General features: G+C 73.3%; 17 protein-coding genes. 13 read left to right on the top strand and 4 right to left on the bottom strand.

From position 1 onward, the window contains the following. Positions 1-7: 7 nt before the first annotated feature. Genes EDM22_RS15575 through EDM22_RS15590 form a run of 4 tightly spaced genes read left to right on the top strand, consistent with a single transcriptional unit; the run spans position 8 to position 5260 of the window. On the top strand, positions 8-967 hold the full coding sequence (locus EDM22_RS15575; RefSeq protein ID WP_122938029.1) for a carbohydrate ABC transporter permease: 960 nt from the start codon (positions 8-10) through the stop codon (positions 965-967). Then, on the top strand, positions 964-1791 hold the full coding sequence (locus EDM22_RS15580; protein WP_122938006.1) for a carbohydrate ABC transporter permease: 828 nt from the start codon (positions 964-966) through the stop codon (positions 1789-1791). Before EDM22_RS15575 ends, EDM22_RS15580 begins: the two co-directional genes overlap by 4 nt. Continuing rightward, a complete protein-coding gene (locus EDM22_RS15585; protein WP_122938007.1) occupies positions 1788-4313 on the top strand; it encodes a glycoside hydrolase family 2 protein in 2526 nt (841 codons plus the stop codon). The genes EDM22_RS15580 and EDM22_RS15585 overlap by 4 nt, the downstream gene beginning before the upstream one ends. Next, positions 4310-5260 (top strand): BadF/BadG/BcrA/BcrD ATPase family protein, encoded by a 951-nt coding sequence (locus EDM22_RS15590; protein WP_245989451.1) that lies wholly within the window; start codon positions 4310-4312, stop codon positions 5258-5260. Before EDM22_RS15585 ends, EDM22_RS15590 begins: the two co-directional genes overlap by 4 nt. Before the next feature lie 164 nt (positions 5261-5424). Here the strand turns inward: EDM22_RS15590 and EDM22_RS15595 are convergent, their stop codons facing one another. Further along, positions 5425-5640, bottom strand: a complete 216-nt coding sequence (locus tag EDM22_RS15595) for a hypothetical protein (RefSeq protein WP_122938008.1) — start codon at positions 5638-5640, stop codon at positions 5425-5427. A gap of 113 nt (positions 5641-5753) precedes the next feature. Beyond that, complete coding sequence (locus tag EDM22_RS15600) at positions 5754-6107, bottom strand: ArsR/SmtB family transcription factor (protein WP_122938031.1); 354 nt, start codon at positions 6105-6107, stop codon at positions 5754-5756. An 82-nt stretch (positions 6108-6189) separates the two neighbouring features. Here EDM22_RS15600 and EDM22_RS15605 point away from each other — a divergent pair, with 82 nt between their 5' ends. Together EDM22_RS15605 and EDM22_RS15610 are read left to right on the top strand one after the other, a co-directional pair. After that, complete coding sequence (locus tag EDM22_RS15605) at positions 6190-6858, top strand: GAP family protein (protein ID WP_122938009.1); 669 nt, start codon at positions 6190-6192, stop codon at positions 6856-6858. A gap of 38 nt (positions 6859-6896) precedes the next feature. Continuing rightward, positions 6897-7721 carry a DNA/RNA non-specific endonuclease gene (locus EDM22_RS15610; protein WP_122938010.1) on the top strand — a complete coding sequence of 275 codons (825 nt, stop codon included), beginning with the start codon at positions 6897-6899 and terminating at the stop codon, positions 7719-7721. Between the two features lie 90 nt (positions 7722-7811). Here the strand turns inward: EDM22_RS15610 and EDM22_RS15615 are convergent, their stop codons facing one another. Continuing rightward, the gene (locus tag EDM22_RS15615) at positions 7812-8447 is read right to left on the bottom strand and encodes an RBBP9/YdeN family alpha/beta hydrolase (protein WP_122938011.1); all 636 of its coding nucleotides are present in this window, start codon (positions 8445-8447) and stop codon (positions 7812-7814) included. A gap of 198 nt (positions 8448-8645) precedes the next feature. On the opposite strand from EDM22_RS15615, the gene EDM22_RS15620 reads away from it, so the two are divergent. Further along, positions 8646-10184, top strand: a complete 1539-nt coding sequence (locus EDM22_RS15620) for an FAD-dependent monooxygenase (protein WP_122938012.1) — start codon at positions 8646-8648, stop codon at positions 10182-10184. A 162-nt stretch (positions 10185-10346) separates the two neighbouring features. On the opposite strand, the gene EDM22_RS15625 is transcribed toward EDM22_RS15620, so the two are convergent. Beyond that, on the bottom strand, positions 10347-10649 hold the full coding sequence (locus EDM22_RS15625; RefSeq protein WP_122938013.1) for a hypothetical protein: 303 nt from the start codon (positions 10647-10649) through the stop codon (positions 10347-10349). Between the two features lie 123 nt (positions 10650-10772). Between EDM22_RS15625 and EDM22_RS15630 the strand changes: the two genes are divergently transcribed. From EDM22_RS15630 to EDM22_RS15655, 6 genes are all read left to right on the top strand, one after another. Then, the gene (locus EDM22_RS15630; RefSeq protein ID WP_245989453.1) at positions 10773-11747 is read left to right on the top strand and encodes an EamA family transporter; all 975 of its coding nucleotides are present in this window, start codon (positions 10773-10775) and stop codon (positions 11745-11747) included. A 354-nt stretch (positions 11748-12101) separates the two neighbouring features. Further along, positions 12102-13028: an NAD(P)-dependent oxidoreductase gene (locus EDM22_RS15635; protein ID WP_122938015.1), complete on the top strand. Its 927-nt coding sequence runs from the start codon at positions 12102-12104 to the stop codon at positions 13026-13028. Between the two features lie 190 nt (positions 13029-13218). Then, the gene (locus tag EDM22_RS15640) at positions 13219-13854 is read left to right on the top strand and encodes a hypothetical protein (RefSeq protein WP_122938016.1); all 636 of its coding nucleotides are present in this window, start codon (positions 13219-13221) and stop codon (positions 13852-13854) included. Positions 13855-14051: 197 nt separating this feature from the next. Beyond that, complete coding sequence (locus EDM22_RS15645) at positions 14052-14417, top strand: DUF2834 domain-containing protein (protein ID WP_122938017.1); 366 nt, start codon at positions 14052-14054, stop codon at positions 14415-14417. Between the two features lie 22 nt (positions 14418-14439). After that, complete coding sequence (locus tag EDM22_RS15650; RefSeq protein WP_122938018.1) at positions 14440-15063, top strand: DUF1349 domain-containing protein; 624 nt, start codon at positions 14440-14442, stop codon at positions 15061-15063. Between the two features lie 75 nt (positions 15064-15138). Then, complete coding sequence (locus EDM22_RS15655) at positions 15139-17769, top strand: cation-translocating P-type ATPase (RefSeq protein ID WP_122938019.1); 2631 nt, start codon at positions 15139-15141, stop codon at positions 17767-17769. The last annotated feature ends 64 nt before the right edge of the window (positions 17770-17833 follow it).

The raw sequence follows: 17833 nt of genomic DNA on the forward strand, positions 1-17833 counted from the left end.
CGACCCGCTGGCAGCCGAGCTGCGGCGAGCGGATGCCGCGGGCCGCCCGCCACGCGTCTCGCGCACCCGGCGGGCCCGCCCCGCCGCCGGGCGCGGCGCACCCACCCGCACCCGCTGGTACACGCCCTGGCTGTTCGTGATCGTGCCGCTCGCACTGCTGGCGACGTTCACGTTCATCCCCGTGGTGAGCATGTTCTGGTACAGCTTCACCGACTGGGACGGACTCGGGCCCGCCGACGGATTCGTCGGCCTCGACAACTACGTCGAGGTCTTCACCCGGCCCGAGTACGTGCAGGTCTTCCTCGTGAGCCTGTACTACGTGGGCGCGTCGATCATCCAGATCGCGCTCGCGCTCTACTTCGCCACCGTGCTGAGCTTCAGCACCCGGTTCCGCAACTTCTTCAAGGGCGTGCTCTTCTTCCCATACCTCATCAACGGGGTCGCGATCGGGTTCGTCTTCCTCTACCTCTTCCAGCCGGGCGGCACGCTCGACTCGGTGCTCGCAGTGTTCGGCGTCGGCGACCCGCCGCAGTGGCTCGGCGACCCCGACGTGGTGAACTACTCGCTGGCGGGCACGTCGATCTGGCGCTACATGGGACTGAACTTCGTGCTGTTCCTCGGGGCGATCCAATCGATCCCGGGCGAGCTGTACGAGGCGGCCGACCTCGACGGGGCGAACCGGTGGCAGCAGTTCCGCTACCTCATCGCCCCCGGCATCCGCCGCGTGATCGGGCTCTCGTTCATCCTCGCGATCGCGGGCAGCCTCTCGGTCTTCGAGGTGCCGTTCATCATGACGGGCGGTGCCAACGGGTCGATGACGTTCGTCATCCAGGCCACCGAGACGGCCTTCAACTTCCGCAAGTTCGGCCTCGCGTCCGCGATGGCCGTGGTCCTGCTCGTGCTCGTGCTCGTCGTCACGTTCGTGCAGCGCAAGCTCTTCCCCGACGAGAAAGTCGACCTGTCATGATCGCGCGCCTCGCCGGCACGACCGGCAAGTACACCACCCTCGTCGTCGCGGCGCTCGTCGCGGTCGTGCCCCTCTTCGTCGTGCTCATCGCGAGCATGAAGACCAAGGAGGAGTACGCGAGCACCGGCCCGTTCGACCTGCCCGCGAACTGGTTCAACTTCGACAACTACGTCACGGCGTTCGTCAACGGCAACATGGTCGTGGGCTTCCTGAACACGACGTTCATCCTCGTGGTGTCGCTCGTCGGCACGATCCTCATCGGCACGATGACGGCCTACGCGATCGACCGGTTCGAGTTCCGCGGCAAGCCGCTCATCCTGGGGGCGTTCCTGTTCGCGACGCTCGTGCCGGGGGTCACGACGCAGGTGGCGACGTTCCAGGTCGTGAACTGGCTCGAGCTCTACAACACGCGCGGCGCCGCGATCGCCCTCTTCCTCGGCACCGACATCATCGCGATCTACCTGTTCGTGCAGTTCATGTCGTCGATCCCGAAGTCGCTCGACGAGGCGGCGATGCTCGACGGCGCGAACCGCTGGACGATCTACTGGCGCGTCATCCTGCCGCTCCTGAAGCCCGCGATCGCCACGGTCGTGATCATCAAGGGCATCGCGATCTACAACGAGTTCTACATCCCGTTCCTCTACATGCCCTCGCGCGACCTCGGCGTGATCTCGACGGCGCTCTTCCGGTTCAAGGGGCCGTTCGGCGCGCAGTGGGAGGTCATCGCGGCCGGCACCATCCTCGTCATCATCCCCACGCTCGTCCTGTTCCTCTTCCTCCAGCGGTACATCTACCGCGGCCTCACCTCCGGAGCGACCAAGTGATCCGCACCCCCCTCGCCGAGGGCTGGACCCTCAGCCTGCTCGACGGCCCCGCACCCGAGCACGTGCGCACGGCGCGCGTGGCCGCGACCGTACCGGGGTCGGTGCACACCGACCTGCTCGCCGCGGGGCTCATCGACGACCCCTACCTCGACGACAACGAGGCGCTGCTGGCCTGGATCGGCCGGTGCGACTGGCGCTACGAGACGGGCTTCGAGTGGGCGCCGCGGGTCTCCACCGGCTCGACGGGATCGCCCCACGGCGCCGCGGAGCTCGTCTTGGAGGGCCTCGACACCGTCGCCACGGTGCGCCTCAACGGCGAGGTCGTCGCCGAGACGCGCAACATGCACCGGTCGTACCGCGTCGACGTGCGCGGCCTGCTCCGCGAGGGCCGCAACGAGCTGCAGGTCGACTTCGCGTCGGCGATCCGGGCTGCGGATGCCGCGAGCCTCGAACTCGGCTACCGCCCCCACGTGAACCACCACCCCTACAACGCCCTGCGCAAGATGGCGTGCAGCTTCGGCTGGGACTGGGGCATCGACACGTCCACCGCCGGGCTGTGGCGGCCCGCCGCGCTCGAGGAGTGGTCGGGCGCGCGCCTCGCGGCGGTGCGTCCGATCGCGACGATCGACGGCGAGGAGGGCGTCGTGGCCGTGCACGTCGACGTCGCGCGCACCGACGGCGAGCGGCTGCGCGTCACGGCCGCGATCGGCGAGCACGCGGCATCCGTCGCCCTCGGGCCCGACGAGACCGCGGCCGTGCTCGAGGTGCGCGTGCCCGACGTGCGCCGCTGGTGGCCGCGCGGCTACGGCGAGGCGGCGCTGTACGACCTCGACGTGCGCGTCGCGGTCGACTCCGACTCGCCGTCGGCACGGGCCGCCGGGCCGGCCGATCGCGTCACGCAGCGCATCGGGTTCCGCACGATCGAGTTCGACACGACTCCGGATGCCGCGGGCACGCCCTTCACCCTCGTGGTGAACGGGGAGCCCGTGTTCGTGAAGGGCGCGAACTGGATCCCCGACGACGCGTTCCCGCACCGCGTCGACCGCGCCCGGTACGCACGGCGCCTCGACCAGGCGGAGTTCGCGGGGCTCAACCTCATCCGCGTGTGGGGCGGCGGTATCTACGAGTCCGCCGACTTCTACGAGCTCTGCGACGAGCGCGGCATCCTCACGTGGCAGGACTTCCTGCTCGCGTGCGCCGCCTACGCCGAGGAGGAGCCGCTGCGCGGCGAGATCGAGGCCGAGGCCCGCGAGGCGGTGGCCCGCCTGGGGCGGCATCCGTCGCTCGTCGTGCTCAACGGCAACAACGAGAACCTCTGGGGCCACCAGGAGTGGAACTGGAAGCTGCGCCTCGACGGCGCCACCTGGGGCGCCGGCTACTACCACGAGCTCTTCCCGGCCATCGTCGCCGAGCTCGCGCCGCACGTCGGCTACACGCCCGGCAGCCCGTTCACGCCCTCGCGCGAGCCCGGCGTGCCATTCGACACCGAGTCGCACCCGAACGACCCCGCGCACGGCTCGATGCACATCTGGGACCTCTGGAACCAGAAGGACCACCCGCACTACCGCGACGTCCGGCCGCGCTTCGTCGCCGAGTTCGGCTGGCAGGCGCCGCCCGCGTGGGCGACGCTCACCCGCTCGGTCTCCGACGCGCCGCTCACCCCCGAGTCGCCCGGCATGCTCGTGCACCAGAAGGCCATGGAGGGCAACGTCAAGCTCACCGACGGGCTGCTGCCGCACCTGCGCCTGCCGAACGAGATGCACGACTGGCACTGGGCGATGCAGCTCAACCAGGCGAACGCGATCACGACGGCCGTCGAGTGGTTCCGTTCACTCGCGCCGCACTGCATGGGCTCGATCGTGTGGCAGCTTAACGACTGCTGGCCCGTCACCTCGTGGGCGGCGGTCGACGGCGACGAGCGCGCGAAGCCGCTGCTGCATGCGCTGCGCGCCGCCCACGCCGACCGGCTCGTCACCGTGCAGCCGGCCGACCCGGCCGACCCGTCGGCGGGGCTCGTCGTGGCCGTCGTCAACGACACGGCCGAGCCGTGGACGGGTTCGCTCGCCATCGAGCGGCTCGGCTTCGACGGCGACCTGCGCGCGGCCGAGTCGGTGGTCGTGTCGGCGGCCGCCCGCTCGGTCGCGACCGTCGCGGTGCCCTCCGCGGTCGCCGAGACGACGGATGCCGCGGGCGAGCTGCTGCGCGCCGGGCTCGACGGCGTGCGCGGCCTCTGGTTCTTCGCCGAGTACCGCGACAGTGCGCTCGACGCGGGCCGGTTCTCGGCCGAGCTGCAGCAGCGCGCCGGGGGAGTGGCGCTGCGCGTGACCGCCGAGTCGCTGCTGCGCGACGTGACGCTGCTCGTCGACAAGGTCGACGCCGCGGCATCCGTCGACCGTGCGCTCGTGACCCTGCTGCCCGGGGAGTCCGCCGTGTTCGAGGTGACGACGGATGCCGCGCCGACCCTCGAGCAGCTCACCGCGCGCGAGGTGCTGCGCACGGCGAACCAGCTGGTGGCGTCGTGACCGAGGTGCTGCCCATTCGGTCGGATGCCGCGGTCGGCGGCCTGCTCGCCATCGACGCGGGCCAGACCGGCATCAAGCTGCGGTACCGCCGCGGCGACGAGACGACCGAATGGGCCGCGCCCGGCATCCGCACCGACCTGCCGCTGCTGCCGCAGCTCGCGCGCGCGATCGAGCGCGCCGGCGACGCGGGACACCGCGCCACGGCCGTGGGGATCGGGGTCTCGGGGCTCACCGCCGAGGAGAGCGACGCGGGCGCGCTGCTCGCCGCGGCCGCGACGCTCGGCACACGACGGATGCTGCTCGCCCACGACTCGATCACCGCCTACCTGGGCGCCCTCGGCGACGAGCGCGGAGTCGTCGTCGCGGCCGGCACGGGCGTGGTGACGCTCGCGGTGGGCGCGACCGAGGTCGCCCGGGTCGACGGCTGGGGCAACCTCATCGGTGACGCCGGCAGCGGCTACTGGCTCGGGCGGGCCGCGCTCGACGCCGTCATGCGACACCACGACGGGCGGGGCGAGCCCACCGTGCTCACGGACATCGTGCGGCCCGACTTCGCCGACCTCGAGTCGGCGTACATCGAGCTGCAGGGAGATCCCTCGCGGGTGCAGCGCATCGCGGCGTACGCGCGCCGGGTGACCGAGGTCGCCGACGACGATGCGGTGGCGGGCGCGATCGTCGCCGAGGCCGGGCGCGAGCTCGCGGCATCCGCCCTCGCGGGGCTGCGCCGCGTGGGCGAGGCGGATGCCGCGGCACCTCGCGTGCGCGGCATCGGCGGGCTCTTCCACGCCCCGGCGCTGGCCCGCGAGTTCGGTGCCGAGCTGCGCCGGCTGCTGCCCGCGGCGGAGCTGCGCATCGGGGAGGCGCACCCCCTCGACGGCGCCGCGGCGCTCGCCGACGTCGGGCCGTCGAGCGCGCTCGCGGCGCACATCTCGCACGCGGAGCACTGACTCCGCGTGCGTTCGCCGGGGCGACCGCGACCGCGCCGGCTGACGAAGGCCCCGGGCACGTGCCCGGGGCCTTCCGCCTGCGGGCAGGCCGGCGGGCCACGCCGAGGTCGGGCCCTGCGTCCGGCTCTGCGGCCTTGCCGGACCCGGCGCTCAGGACTCGGGCTTCAGTGCTCGAGGTAGCGCTCGAGCTCCTCCTCGGGAACCGGGATGCCGGCCTCATCGAGCCGCTGGCGCAGCGCGGCGCCCTCGTCGTGCACGTGGCCGAGGCGCAGGTCCTCGTGCACCTGCGCGAGGATGCCGCGGATCTGCTCGCTGCGCGACGCCTCCGTTGCCCCGCGCTGCACGGGCTCGTCCTGCGTCTCCGGCGTGCGGTCGCTCATGTCGTGCCTCCGTCCGGCGTCCGGTGGACACCTCGCTCACGATGCTGTGGGATCGGCGGCCGCGCGTCGAGGCGTTGACAGCGCGACATCCGCCGCTCGCGGCCTGCGGCCGGTCAGGCGGACGGCGTCTGGCCTGCCTCCTCGGCGTCGCGCAGCGTGAGGTACGTCGGGCGGCCGCCGACGGCGCGTTCCTGCAGCTGTCGGTAGGCCTCCATCCACGCCATCGCCTCGTCGAGCCGCTCCGGACCGAGTCGGCACAGCCGCGAGCGGCCGACCTTCTCGGTCGTGACGAGGCCCGCCTCGACGAGCACGTCGACATGCTTGCGGATGCCCGTGATGGTCATGCCCGTCGGCTCGGCGAGCCGGCTGATCGTGGCGGGACCCTCGCCGAGCCGCTCGAGGATCCCGCGCCGGGTCTCGTCGGCGAGCGCGGCGAACGCATGGTCGAGCGGCACATGTTGAACCATGCAGTTCAGCATACGACGCTGAACCGGGAAGTTCCATGACCGGATGGCGCGACCCCGGGGCTGTCGCAGATAGTCTGCGACCATGCCAGAGGTGATCGGCGACATCATCCCGTTCGGGGTCGGCGTCGCGCTCAGTCCCGTGCCGATCATCGCGGTGCTGCTGCTCGTGATGGCGCCGGTGGGCGCGCGAGGCGGGGTGCTCTTCCTCATCGCGCGCGTGCTCGCCTTCGCGGCCATGACCGCGCTCTTCGCGTGGGCGTCGGACTTCATCGACGACGCCACGGGATCGACGACGCCCGCGGCGGTGCTGCGCCTGCTCGTGGGCGCCACCCTCGTGGTCGGGGCCGTCGTCAAGTGGCGTCGCCGCCCGCGCGCCGACGACGAGCCGAAGCTGCCCGGCTGGATGCGCTCGATCGACGGCACCGGCCCCGGCGGCGCGTTCCGCCTCGGCCTCGTGCTCACGGTCGCGAACCCCAAGGAGATCGCGTTCGCCGCCGGTGCGGGGCTCACGATCGGCGGCGCGATGCTCGGCGCGGGCGAGATGGTGCTCGCGGGCGCCGTGTTCGTGCTGCTCGCGTGCCTGAGCGTCGCCATCCCGGTGCTGGCCGTGCTGGTGGGCGGCGAACGGATGTCGCCGATCCTCGCCGAGGCGCGCGCGTGGCTCCTGCGCAACAACGCGATCGTCATGGCGATCGTGCTCCTCGTGATCGGCGCGATGCTCATCGGCAGCGGCATCTCGGGGCTCGGCTGAGCCGGCCCGGTGTCGGCGGCTCGTGGTCTGGTGGGGCCATGGGCTTCGACGCGTGGTTCCTCGGCCTCGAGGCGGCGATGCCGCGGGTGCCCGAAGCGGATGCCGCGGCATCCGTCGACCTCGACTACCTGCACTTCACCGTGGTGCTCGACACCCGTCGGCGGCTCGCGCGCATCACGGGCGTGAACGTCGACGGCGCCCGTCTCGTCGACGTCGAGCGCGGCGACGACTGGCGCCTCGACGAGCGCATCCCCGCCGACTGGCAGGCCGGGCCCGAGATCTACGCGCGCAACGACCTCGACCGGGGGCATCTCGTGCGTCGGCGCGACCCGGTGTGGGGCACCCCCGAGGTCGCGGCGCGAGCCAGCTCCGACAGCTTCCACTACCCGAACGCGGCGCCGCAGGCGTCGGAGTTCAACCAGTCGATGCTGCTCTGGGTGGGCCTCGAAGACCACGTGCTCGAGTACGCGCGCGTGCACGCGCAGCGGCTCAGCGTCTTCACGGCACCGGTGCTCGCACCCGACGATCCGCCGTATCGCGGCATCCGCGTGCCCCTGCGGTTCTTCAAGGTGGTCGCCTGGCGGTCGGGCGACGAGCTCGCGACGGCCGGGTTCGTGCTCGACCAGTCGCCCCTCATCGACCTCGAGGGCGCGGCGCGCCTGCAGGCGGAGGCGGCTCGCGTCGCCGCGGGCGCGGTACCCGACCTCGGGCCGTTCCGCACGTACCAGGTGCCCGTGGCCGACATCGCCCAGCTCTCGGGGCTCGCGATGCCCGAGCTCGTCGCCGCCGACCGGATGCCGCGCACCCTCGCAGCGGAAGGCTGGCGCGAGGTGACGCGGCCCGAGCAACTGCTGCTCGGCTGACGTAGTGCAGCAGATCCGGTCAGCTCGCCGCTGCACCATGGGGGGTGCCGTCGGATCTCCGGTATCGCGGTCGACGGCGACCGCCCCCGGTCACGCCTCCGCGAATCGAGTCCGTGCGTCGGCGGCGACGGCGAGCGACTCGACGAACCCGTCGAGCAGGCGGCGGCCCTCGGGCCACGGCCCGAAGCCGCTCGCGACGTTGACGTGCCCGTGCGCGCCGATGTCGACGAGCGTCGCACCCCACTCCTCGGCGAGGTCGCCGGCGTGCCCGGGCGTGCAATAGGGATCGTTCGACGAGGCCACGAGCACCGCGGCGAACGGCAGCGGGCCGGGAGCGGGCACGGTGAATCCCACGGCGTCGACGGGGAACGCGGGGCCGTCGATGTCGGGCGGGGCGACGAGCAGGGCGCCCGCCACGACCGGCGTGACGCCCGCGGCGCGGGGGCCGGATGCGGCATCCGCCCCACTCGCCGAACCGAACGCTGCGACGCGCGCGCCCCAGTGCGCCACCGCGAGGCAGCCGAGGCTGTGCGCGACGAGCACGGGCGGGGCCGCGCTCGCAGCGACGGCGCGATCGACTGCGGCGACCCAGTCGTCGAGCTCGGGGTGCTCCCACGACGACGGCGCGATGCGGCGCACGTCGGCGAGTCCGGACTGCCAGAGGGTCTGCCAGTGGTCGGGTCCGGAGTCGCCGATGCCGGGGACGATGACGATGGGATGCCGCATGCAGGCAGCATGCCAGCCCGGCGGGCTTCGGGCGCCGGATGTTGCGACAAACGTCGAGCACATCCGGCCGATCCGCCGTGCAGGCCCGCGCGACTCGGCGCGCCGGCGCCCGGCTCCGCGGCCCGACTCGGCGCTCCGGCCGCGTCCCGGCTCCACGCACCCCTCGCGCCCGCACCCGTGCGGTGCCAGAGTGGAGTGATGGGCGAGGGCGGAACGCTGCAGACCGAGGTGCTCATCGTGGGAGCGGGCCCGAGCGGCCTCATGGCCGCCATGACGCTCGCCCGGCTCGGGGTCGACGCGCTCATCGTCGACGGCAAGGAGGGACCGACCCGCGAGTCGCGCGCCCTCGTCGTGCAGGCCCGGTCGATGGAGCTCTACGACCAGCTCGGCCTCATCGACCGGGTGCTCGCCGAGCGCACCTCGGCCCCTGGCGCCATCCTCGCGTTCCGGCACCGGGTGCTCGGCACGGTGCCGCTCCGACGGTTCGGGGCGGGCATCACCCCGTTCCCCGAGATCGCCGTGCTCGAGCAGAGCCGCAACGAGCGGATCCTCGTCGACGGGCTGCACGAGACCGGTCGCGAGGTGCTGTGGCGGCATCGGCTCGTCGCGCTCGAGCAGCCCGCGGCATCCGTCGTGGCGACCCTCGAGGGGCCAGACGGGCCGGTGACCGTGCGCGCCCGGTTCGTGATCGGCGCCGACGGCGCGCACTCGGCCGTGCGCGAACTGCTCGGCATCCCGTTCGAGGGCGTCACCAACCAGCACACCTTCTTCGTGGCCGACGCGCTCGGCGCGACGGGCCTCGTCGACGGGTACGTCAACATCCGCATGGCGCCCGACGACATCCTGCTGTCGTTCCCGATGGGCGAGGGCGGCCACGCGCGCATCCTCGGCGTCGTGCGCGACGACGACCTCACCGCCGCGGGCGAGCTGCCCGAGGCGCTCGTACGCTCCCGCATCGCGCGCGGGTTCACCGTGGGCTACCGCGAGTCGACGTGGTTCGCGACCTACCGCCTGCACCACCGGGTGGCCGCGCGCTTCCGGGCGGGCGGATGCTTCCTGGTCGGCGACGCCGCCCACATCCACTCGCCCGTGGGTGGCCAGGGCATGAACACCGGCCTGCAGGATGCGCACAACCTCGCCTGCGCGATCGCCGACGTGGTGGTGCGCGGCATGCCCGAGCGCCGGCTCGACCGCTACCAGGTGGAGCGCCGCCGGGTCGCCCTGAAGCTCGTGTCGACGACGGATCGCATGTTCGGGGTCGTGACCTCCGACGAGGGGTTCGCCCACTTCGTGCGAGGTCGCGTCATCCCGGCGCTCGGCCCGCTCGGGCTGCGGGTGATCCCGCCGCTCATCGGGGTGCGACGCATCTTCGGGTGGCTGTCGCAGACCCGCATCCGGTACCGGATGTCGCAGCGCGTTCCCTCCGCGAGCCAGCGCCGCGACGACATCGTGGGCAAGCGCCTCGCGTGGACGGGCGACAACTACGACGCGCTGCGCTCCCTCAGCTGGCAGGTGCACGGGTACGGCGCGCCCTCATGGCTCGTGGCCCGGGTCGCCGATCGCCTGGGCGTGGAGCACCACGACTTCGCGCCCGACCCGCACGGACGCCTGCGCGCCGACCGCCTCTACCTCGTGCGACCCGACGGGTTCGTCGCGGCCGAGGCGAGCGTCGCCGCGGGCGAGCGGGCGCCCGGTGATGCCGTGCCGGCGAGCTTCCGCGAGCAGCTGGCGGGCTAGCGCGCCGCGATCGTGGTCCGCGTCGATCGAGGAGGGGCCGACGGAGTCGACCCCCCGCCGATCGAGTAGGGGCCGACGGAGTCGACCCCGTATCGAGATCCGTGGGGGCCTCGATACGGCGCTGCGCGCCGACTCGACCGGCGGTGAAGCGCACCGCGGTGCTCAGGCGACGTGCGCCCAGAGCACGCCCTCCTGCGTCTCGGCCCAGGGCTCGGTGCGCTTGAGGCCGAGGCAGCCGAGCACGAACTCGGCGTAGTGGTCGGCGTGCTCGATGGCCGAGGCCTCGTCGAGCTCGGCCGGGTCGTCGACCGTGAACACGTCGACCGCGAGCGGCTCGTCGCCGATCCGCGGATAGAGCACCATGTCCCACGACTCGAGGTCGGGCGTCGCGATCACGCGCCGCAGCTCGACCCGGCTCGCCCCCCGAGCCTCGTCGTCCGTGAGGCATCCGACCGGCTTCGTCATCCGCGCACCCCCATCCGCGTCCTCGACTCCAGCAAACTCCACGCGGGGCCGCGCGGCGTGGAGGCGCGACGGGGATTCGCGCAGCGGCATCCGCCGACCGCCGCTCGGCCGTATCGTCGAGGGGTGACGCCCCACCCCGCCGACGCCCCGATGACGGAGGCCGTGCTCCGCCGCCGACGCGCGGCCGGCGCCGCGACCCAGCTCGGCACCGAGGTGTCGATCAACTTCGGTTCGTCGCTCGCGGGCCTCGTGATCCCCGTCGTCGGATCGTTCGTGGTCGTCGCCGTGCGCCAGCTCGTGATGGCCGTCGCGGTGCTGCCCTTCTACCGGCCGAAGCGCGCCGAGCTCACGTGGCGGCGGCTGCACCCTGCCGTCGCGCTCGGCGTGGTGCTCGCGATCATGAACGTCACGTTCTACGAGTCGGTCGACCGGCTGGGGCTCGGCATCGCCGCGACGATCGAGTTCCTCGGCCCGCTCGCGATCGCCCTGCTCACCTCGCGCCGCATCCTCGACGTCGCGTGCGCGCTCGCCGCGGGCGCGGGGGTGTTCCTGCTCATCGGGCCGGGGGCGGCGGGCGATGGGAACGTCGGCGGGGCGGATGCCGCGGGCGCCGCCGCATCCGGAGTCGACCCGTGGGGCGTGGTGCTGGCACTCACGGCCGCGGCCGCCTGGGCCGGTTACATCCTGCTCACGCGACGCGTCGCCGTCGGGCTCCCCGGCCTCGAGGGACTCACCGTCGCGAGCCTCGTGAGCCTCACGCTGCTCGTGCCGCTCGCGATCGCCACGCTCGACGTGAGCGCCCTCGACTGGCAGGTGGTGGGTCTGCTGCTCGGCGTCGGCGTGCTGTCGTCGGCGCTGCCGTACAGCCTCGACACGTACATCCTGCGGCGCATCACGCCGCGGCTCTACGCGATCATCACGAGCTTCGGCCCCGTGATCGCAGCGGGGTTCGGGGTGCTCGTGCTCGGGGAGTCCTTCACGGTCGTCGAGGTCATCGCGATCGCGATCGTGTGCGGCGCCGCGGGCACGGCGCTCGCGACGCAGCGCGAGCGCCCGGCCGCGACCGACCTCGAGCGCACCGCGCGAGCCATCCCCTAGCCGCCCCTCCCGCCCCCACGCCCCCGGCCGCTCGACCCTCACCCCTCGCCTCCCTCCTCGGTCTCGGTCGACGGGGTCGCACGTGATGTCGTTCTCGACCCCGAGAATGACCGCTTCTGCGACCTGTGCGCCCGCCGCACGTACACGCGGCGTCACGGAGGTGGGGAGTTGCGGGGTGGGAGGCGAAGCGTGGGGAGTTGCGGGCCGGGGAGGTGAGGGGTTGGGAGGTGGGCGATCGGACGGCGCCGGATGCGGAGTCGTGATGCGCCGGGCGATGCGATCGCGCGGCGGGAGTCGTAGCGTGGGACGAGGCGCGGGCGCCGCGTCGACGCCGACGTCGAGGAGGGCAGGCCGATGGCAGTCATCGCGTGGATCGGGCTCGGGCACATGGGCGGGCCGATGGCCGGCCACCTCGCCGCGGCCGGGCACGAGGTCGTGGGATTCGACGTCGACGCGAACGCCGTCGCGCAGGCGTCGGCCGCCGGCATCCGCATCGCACGGGATGTGCCGAGCGCCGTCACGGGCGCCGACGTGGTGTTCACGTCACTGCCGCGGTCCGAGCACGTGCGCGAGGTGCTCGGCGGCGACGCGGGCGGCGGCGTGTTCGCGGCGGCGCGGCCGGGCGCGCTCGTGCTCGACACGTCGACCGTCGACGTCGCCACGTCGCGGTGGTGCCACGAGGCGGCGGAGGCCCGCGGCATCCGCTTCGTCGACGCCCCCGTGTCGGGCGGCATCGCCGGGGCGCACGCGGGCACGCTCACGTTCATGCTCGGCGGTGCGGCGGATGACGCGGCCGAGGCGGCCGTGCTCGTGCAGCCCATGGCGGGGCACGTGTTCGTCGTGGGCGGCCCGACGTCGGGGATCGCGGCGAAGCTCGCGAACAACCTCATGCTCTTCATCTCGCTGCTCGCGAGCTCGGAGGGCGCGCGTCTCGCGGCCGAGCTCGGCCTCGACCCGTCGGTGTTCCACGACATCGCGTCGGTGTCGTCGGGCGACTCGTGGCCCGTGCGCACGTGGTACCCGGTGCCGGGCGTCGTGCCCACGAGCCCGGCCAACCGCAACTTCGACGCGACCTTCACCGCGCGCCTCGCCGAGAAGGACCTGTCGTACGCACTCGCCGCAGGCGAGGCCGCGGGACTCGACCTCGCCGCGGGCCGGCTCGCGCTCGACCGCTTCGAGCGCCTCATCGACGAGGGGTACGGCGACAAGGACTGCAGCCTCGTGGTGAAGTACGTCGCGCGCGACGGGCGCACGCCGGGCTTCGACCCGGATGCCGCCTGACGCGGCGTCGTCGACCCACCGACTTGTCGCGCGTCTCGTTGCGCCCGCCCGCGCCGCGCGCCGTGCGCCGCCCGACGCGCCGCGCGCCGCCCGACGCTGCGGCGACCCCGACGGTCGCCGTTCACCATCCCGTCAGGGCGCGCGGGGGTGCACTTCGCTACCCTCGGATGGGGACGAGCGGAGGTGGGCGATGGCTTGGCTGCGACGACGGCGGCGCCTCAAGCTCGCGCCGTTCGACCGCTCGGCGCTGCCGCCCGTGGAGCCGGCCTCGTTCGAGGACATGCGCGACGAGGGGCTCCTCATGGCCGAGGCGGCGGGGCGGATGCGGCTCAAGAACCGCTTCATCGTCGACGCACTCCGCGGCGACGAGGCGTACACCGGCGAGCGTGCGGCGGATTCCGCTCGACAGGTGCTGCTCGACCTCGTCGAGGAGGAGCACGAGGCGGCCGACCGCATCGCCCACGAGCGCGAGGTGGCCTCGCAGCGCGACGGGCGGTCGCAGCACCAGCACGACTACCATCGCGGCGACGCGCTGAACCTGCGCCGCCGCGAGCAGGTCTACTCCGCGGTGGCCGCGGAGCTGTGGAGCCGACGCGACGACGAGGAGTACGTCGCCGGCTTCGCCGAGCGTGCCCGTGTCGCAGCGTGGGATGAGGTCGCCGCCGCCCTCGAGCAGGAGCTCGACCGCCGCTGGCCGCGCTTCGACGAGGAGCCCGGCTACGAGGAGGCGCGGCCGTCGCGCCTGGCCGACTTCGCGGGCGACCTCGAGCGCGCGCTCAAGCTCGCCGAGGTGCGGCGCATCGCCGCGTCGATCCCCGAGTACTGAGCCGGCTGCTCAGCGAGGATGCCGCGGAGTGGGGCCGAGCGGATGCCACGACCGCAGCGAGTGCCGCGCCGGGCCGGATGCCCCGGAGTGGGGCCGAGCGGATGCCACGACCGCAGCGAGTGCCGCGCCGAGCCGGATGCCGCTTGCCGAGCGCCGCCGTGGGTGCGCCGCGCCGCGGCATCCGCCACACTGGGCCGATGACCCGCCACTGGACCCCGCTCGCCGTCGTCTACCTCGTGCTCGCGATCGCGGGCCTCATCGGCACGTGGACGTACAACGTCATCGCCATCGTCGAACGCCGAGACTTCATCGGCGACCTCGTGTCGAGCGGCCCCTCGGTGTCGTCGATCACGACCGACCTGCTCGTCGTCGCCGTCGCGGGCAGCATCCTCATCGTCGTCGAGGCGCGCCGCCTCGGGATGCGCTTCGCGTGGCTCTACATCGTGGGCGCAGCGTTCACGGCGTTCGCGTTCACCTTCCCCCTCTTCCTCGCGATGCGGCAGCGTCGACTCACCGCGCTCCGCGCCGACGGGCCGGCGGTGGGCACGCCGACGACGCTGTGATCCGGCGCGATAGCGTGGGGACATGAACGACTCCGCCGCATCCGTCACCGTGCCCTGGGCCGCCGGCAGCTGGACCCGCGAACCCGTCGCGAGCCGCCTCGACGGCGACGTGCTCGTGGTCGAGGCCGCCGAGGGCAGCGACTGGTGGCGCACCACCCACTACGGCTTCGTGCACGACGACGGCCACGGGCTGCTGGGCGAGTGGCCGGCGGATGCTGCGGTCGAGGTGTCGTTCGACTCGTCGGCGCTCACGGCGCTCTACGACCAGGCGGGCCTCCTGCTCTGGATCGACGAGGTGCACTGGGCCAAAGTCGGCCTCGAGGTCTCCGACGGGGTGCTGCACCTCGGCGCCGTGGTCACGAACGGGGTGTCCGACTGGTCGCTCGCGCCGGTGCCGGAGTGGGCGGGCGAGGTCGTCACGATCCGCGCGAGCCGGTCCGGCGTCGACGGCGACGCGATCACGCTGCGTGCGCGCACGGCGACGAGCGGCTGGCGCACGCTGCGGGTCGCGCCGCTCGATGCGCGCGCGGCATCCGCCGGCCCCATGCTCTGTGCACCCATGCGCACCGGACTCGAGGTGCGGTTCACGCGGTGGGCCTTCCCGCCCGCCGACGTCGACCTGCACGAGGACCCGCCGCTCGGCTGAGCTCCATCCGGAGGGCCCAACGTCACAGGTCCTCCGGACCGCCCGCCCTACGCTGGCGGGCGACGAAGGAGGGGCATGGTCGGGGTCATCGCGCCCGGGCTGACGACCGCGGAAGCGGCCGAGCGGCGCGCGCACGCAGGGCCCAACCGCATGCCCGCGTCCAAGCGACCGTCGGTGTTCCGGCGGCTCCTCGGAGAGTTCGTGCACTTCTTCGCACTGCTGCTGTGGGTCGCGGCCGTGCTCGCGTTCTTCGCCGACCTGCCGCAGCTCAGCATCGCGATCGTCGGAGTGATCGTGCTCAACGCCGTCTTCGCCGCAGCACAGCAGGCCCGCGCCGACAAGGCCGCCGATCGCCTGCGCGAGATGCTGCCCGCCCGGGTCGCGGTCTGGCGCGACGGCCGCCGCCAGGTGATCGAGGCCGAGGACGTGGTGGTCGACGACGTGCTCCTGCTCGAGAGCGGCGACCGCGTGCCGGCCGACGCGATCGTGCTCAGCGAGAACCGGCTGCTCGTCGACTCGTCGATGCTCACCGGCGAGAGCGAGGCCGGCGGCGTGGCGGCCGAGGAGCCGCTCTTCGCGGGCACGTTCGTCGTCGAAGGCGATGCCCGCGCCCGGGTCATCGCGATCGGACCCGACACCCGCCTGGCCGGCATCGCCCGCCTGACGACGACGGTCACGAAGCCCGACACCCCGCTCACGCGCGGGCTGCGCGGGGTCGTGCGCCTCACCGCGCTCATCGCCGTCGGCATGGGCGTGCTGTTCCTGCTCATCTCGCTGCTCGTGGGCAACTCGATCCAGAACGCCTTCGTCTTCGCCATCGGCGTCACGGTCGCGCTCGTGCCCGAGGGGCTGCTGCCCACGGTGACGCTCTCGCTGGCGTGGGGCTCGGAGCGCATGGCGAAACGGCAGATCCTGGTGCGCAAGCTCGAGGCCGTCGAGACGCTCGGCTCCACGACGTTCATCTGCACCGACAAGACGGGCACCCTCACCCGCAACCAGATGACCGTCGTCGAGGCGTGGACGCCGGCGGGCTCGCTGAGCATCGATGGTGCGGGCTATGGCTCGGCGGCCCGGTTGACGTGGTCTGCGGATGCGACCGATGCCGCGGCCGACGCGGATGCCGCCGCGCGGGCCATGCGCGCACTCGCCCGCGCGGGGGAGCGCTGCTCCACCGGCTACGCGGAGGAGGTGGACGGCACGTGGCGCACCCACGGCGACCCCATGGAGGCGGCCCTCGACGCGTTCGCCCGCCGACTCGACGTCGACACCGCCGAGGACCGTCGGCTCGATTCCGACGCGCTGCGCTTCCCTTTCGACCCGCGGCTCCGGCGCATGGCGGTGGTGCTCGCCGACAGGATCGTCGTGAAGGGCGCACCCGACACGGTGCTGCCCCTGTGCGGCGACGACCCGGCGGCGCACCGCGCCGTGGACGCGCTCACCGCGCGCGGGCTGCGGGTGCTCGCCATCGCGGAGGGGCCGAGGAACGGCCCCACGCCGCACACCCAGGCGGAGTGCGAACGGGGCCTCCGGCTCCTCGGCCTCGTGGCACTCGAGGACCCGCCGCGCGACGACATCTCCGACGCGCTGCAGGCGTGCCGACGAGCGGGCATCCGGGTCGCGATGGTGACGGGCGACCATCCGGTCACGGCGGCCGCGATCGCCGACCAGGTCGGCCTGCGCACGTCCGACGCCCCGGTGCTGATCGGCGCGGAACTCCCCGCCGACGACCAGCATCTCGCGGCGGTGATCGACCACGACGGGGTCGTCATCGCCCGGGTCTCGCCCGAGGACAAGCTCCGCATCGCCCGGGCCCTGCGCTCGCGCGGCCACGTCGTGGCGATGACGGGCGACGGCGTCAACGACGCACCGGCCCTGCACGAGGCGGACATCGGCGTGGCCATGGGCCTGTCGGGCACCGACGTCGCCCGGGAGGCGGCGGACCTCGTGCTGCTCGACGACTCGTTCGCGAGCATCGTGGCCGGCGTCGAGCAGGGGCGGGCGACCTTCGTCAACATTCGCCGGTTCCTCACCTACCACCTGACCGACAACGTCGCCGAGCTGACCCCGTTCGTCGTCTGGGCGCTCTCGGGCGGCCAGTTCCCGCTGGCACTCGGCGTGCTGCAGATCATCGCCCTCGACCTCGGCACCGACACGGTCTCGGCCGTCGCCCTCGGCGCCGAGCCGCCGGCGAAGCACCTGCTCGACGGCCCGCCCGTCGGCGGCCGGCTGATGAACGGCACCGTGCTGCGCCGGGCATTCGGGGTGTTGGGGCCGCTCGAGGCCGGACTGAGCCTGCTCGCGTTCGTCGTGTCGTTCATGGCGCTCGGCTGGCAGGTCGGAACCCCGTTCCCCGACGGCCACGATCTCATGGCCGCGTCGGGGGCGGCGTTCATGACCGTGGTGTTCGCCCAGGCGGCCAACGCCTTCGCGTGCCGGTCGTCGTCGGTGTGGCCAGGCAAGCTGGGCTGGGGCACCAACCGCCTGCTCGTCGTCGCCGTCGCGGCTGCGCTGGCCTTCTCGATGCTGCTGCTGTTCGTACCGCCCGTTGCCGACCTGCTCGGCCAGGCGAGCCCGCCGTTCTGGGGCTGGGTCGTCGCAGTCGCCTCGGCGCCGATCCTGCTCGCGGTCGACGCGGCCGACAAGCGCGTGCGTGCGGGTCGCCCGCAGGCGCATGCCACCGGCGGCATGGGCCCGCGCTCGGCCTGACCGTGACCCGCGGATGCTGCCGCGCGCCCGTCTCGCCCGGACCCGGAGCCGCGCCCAGCGGACC

It is taken from the genome of Agromyces tardus (genome assembly GCF_003710805.1).
In the GTDB taxonomy this organism is placed as follows: domain Bacteria; phylum Actinomycetota; class Actinomycetes; order Actinomycetales; family Microbacteriaceae; genus Agromyces; species Agromyces tardus.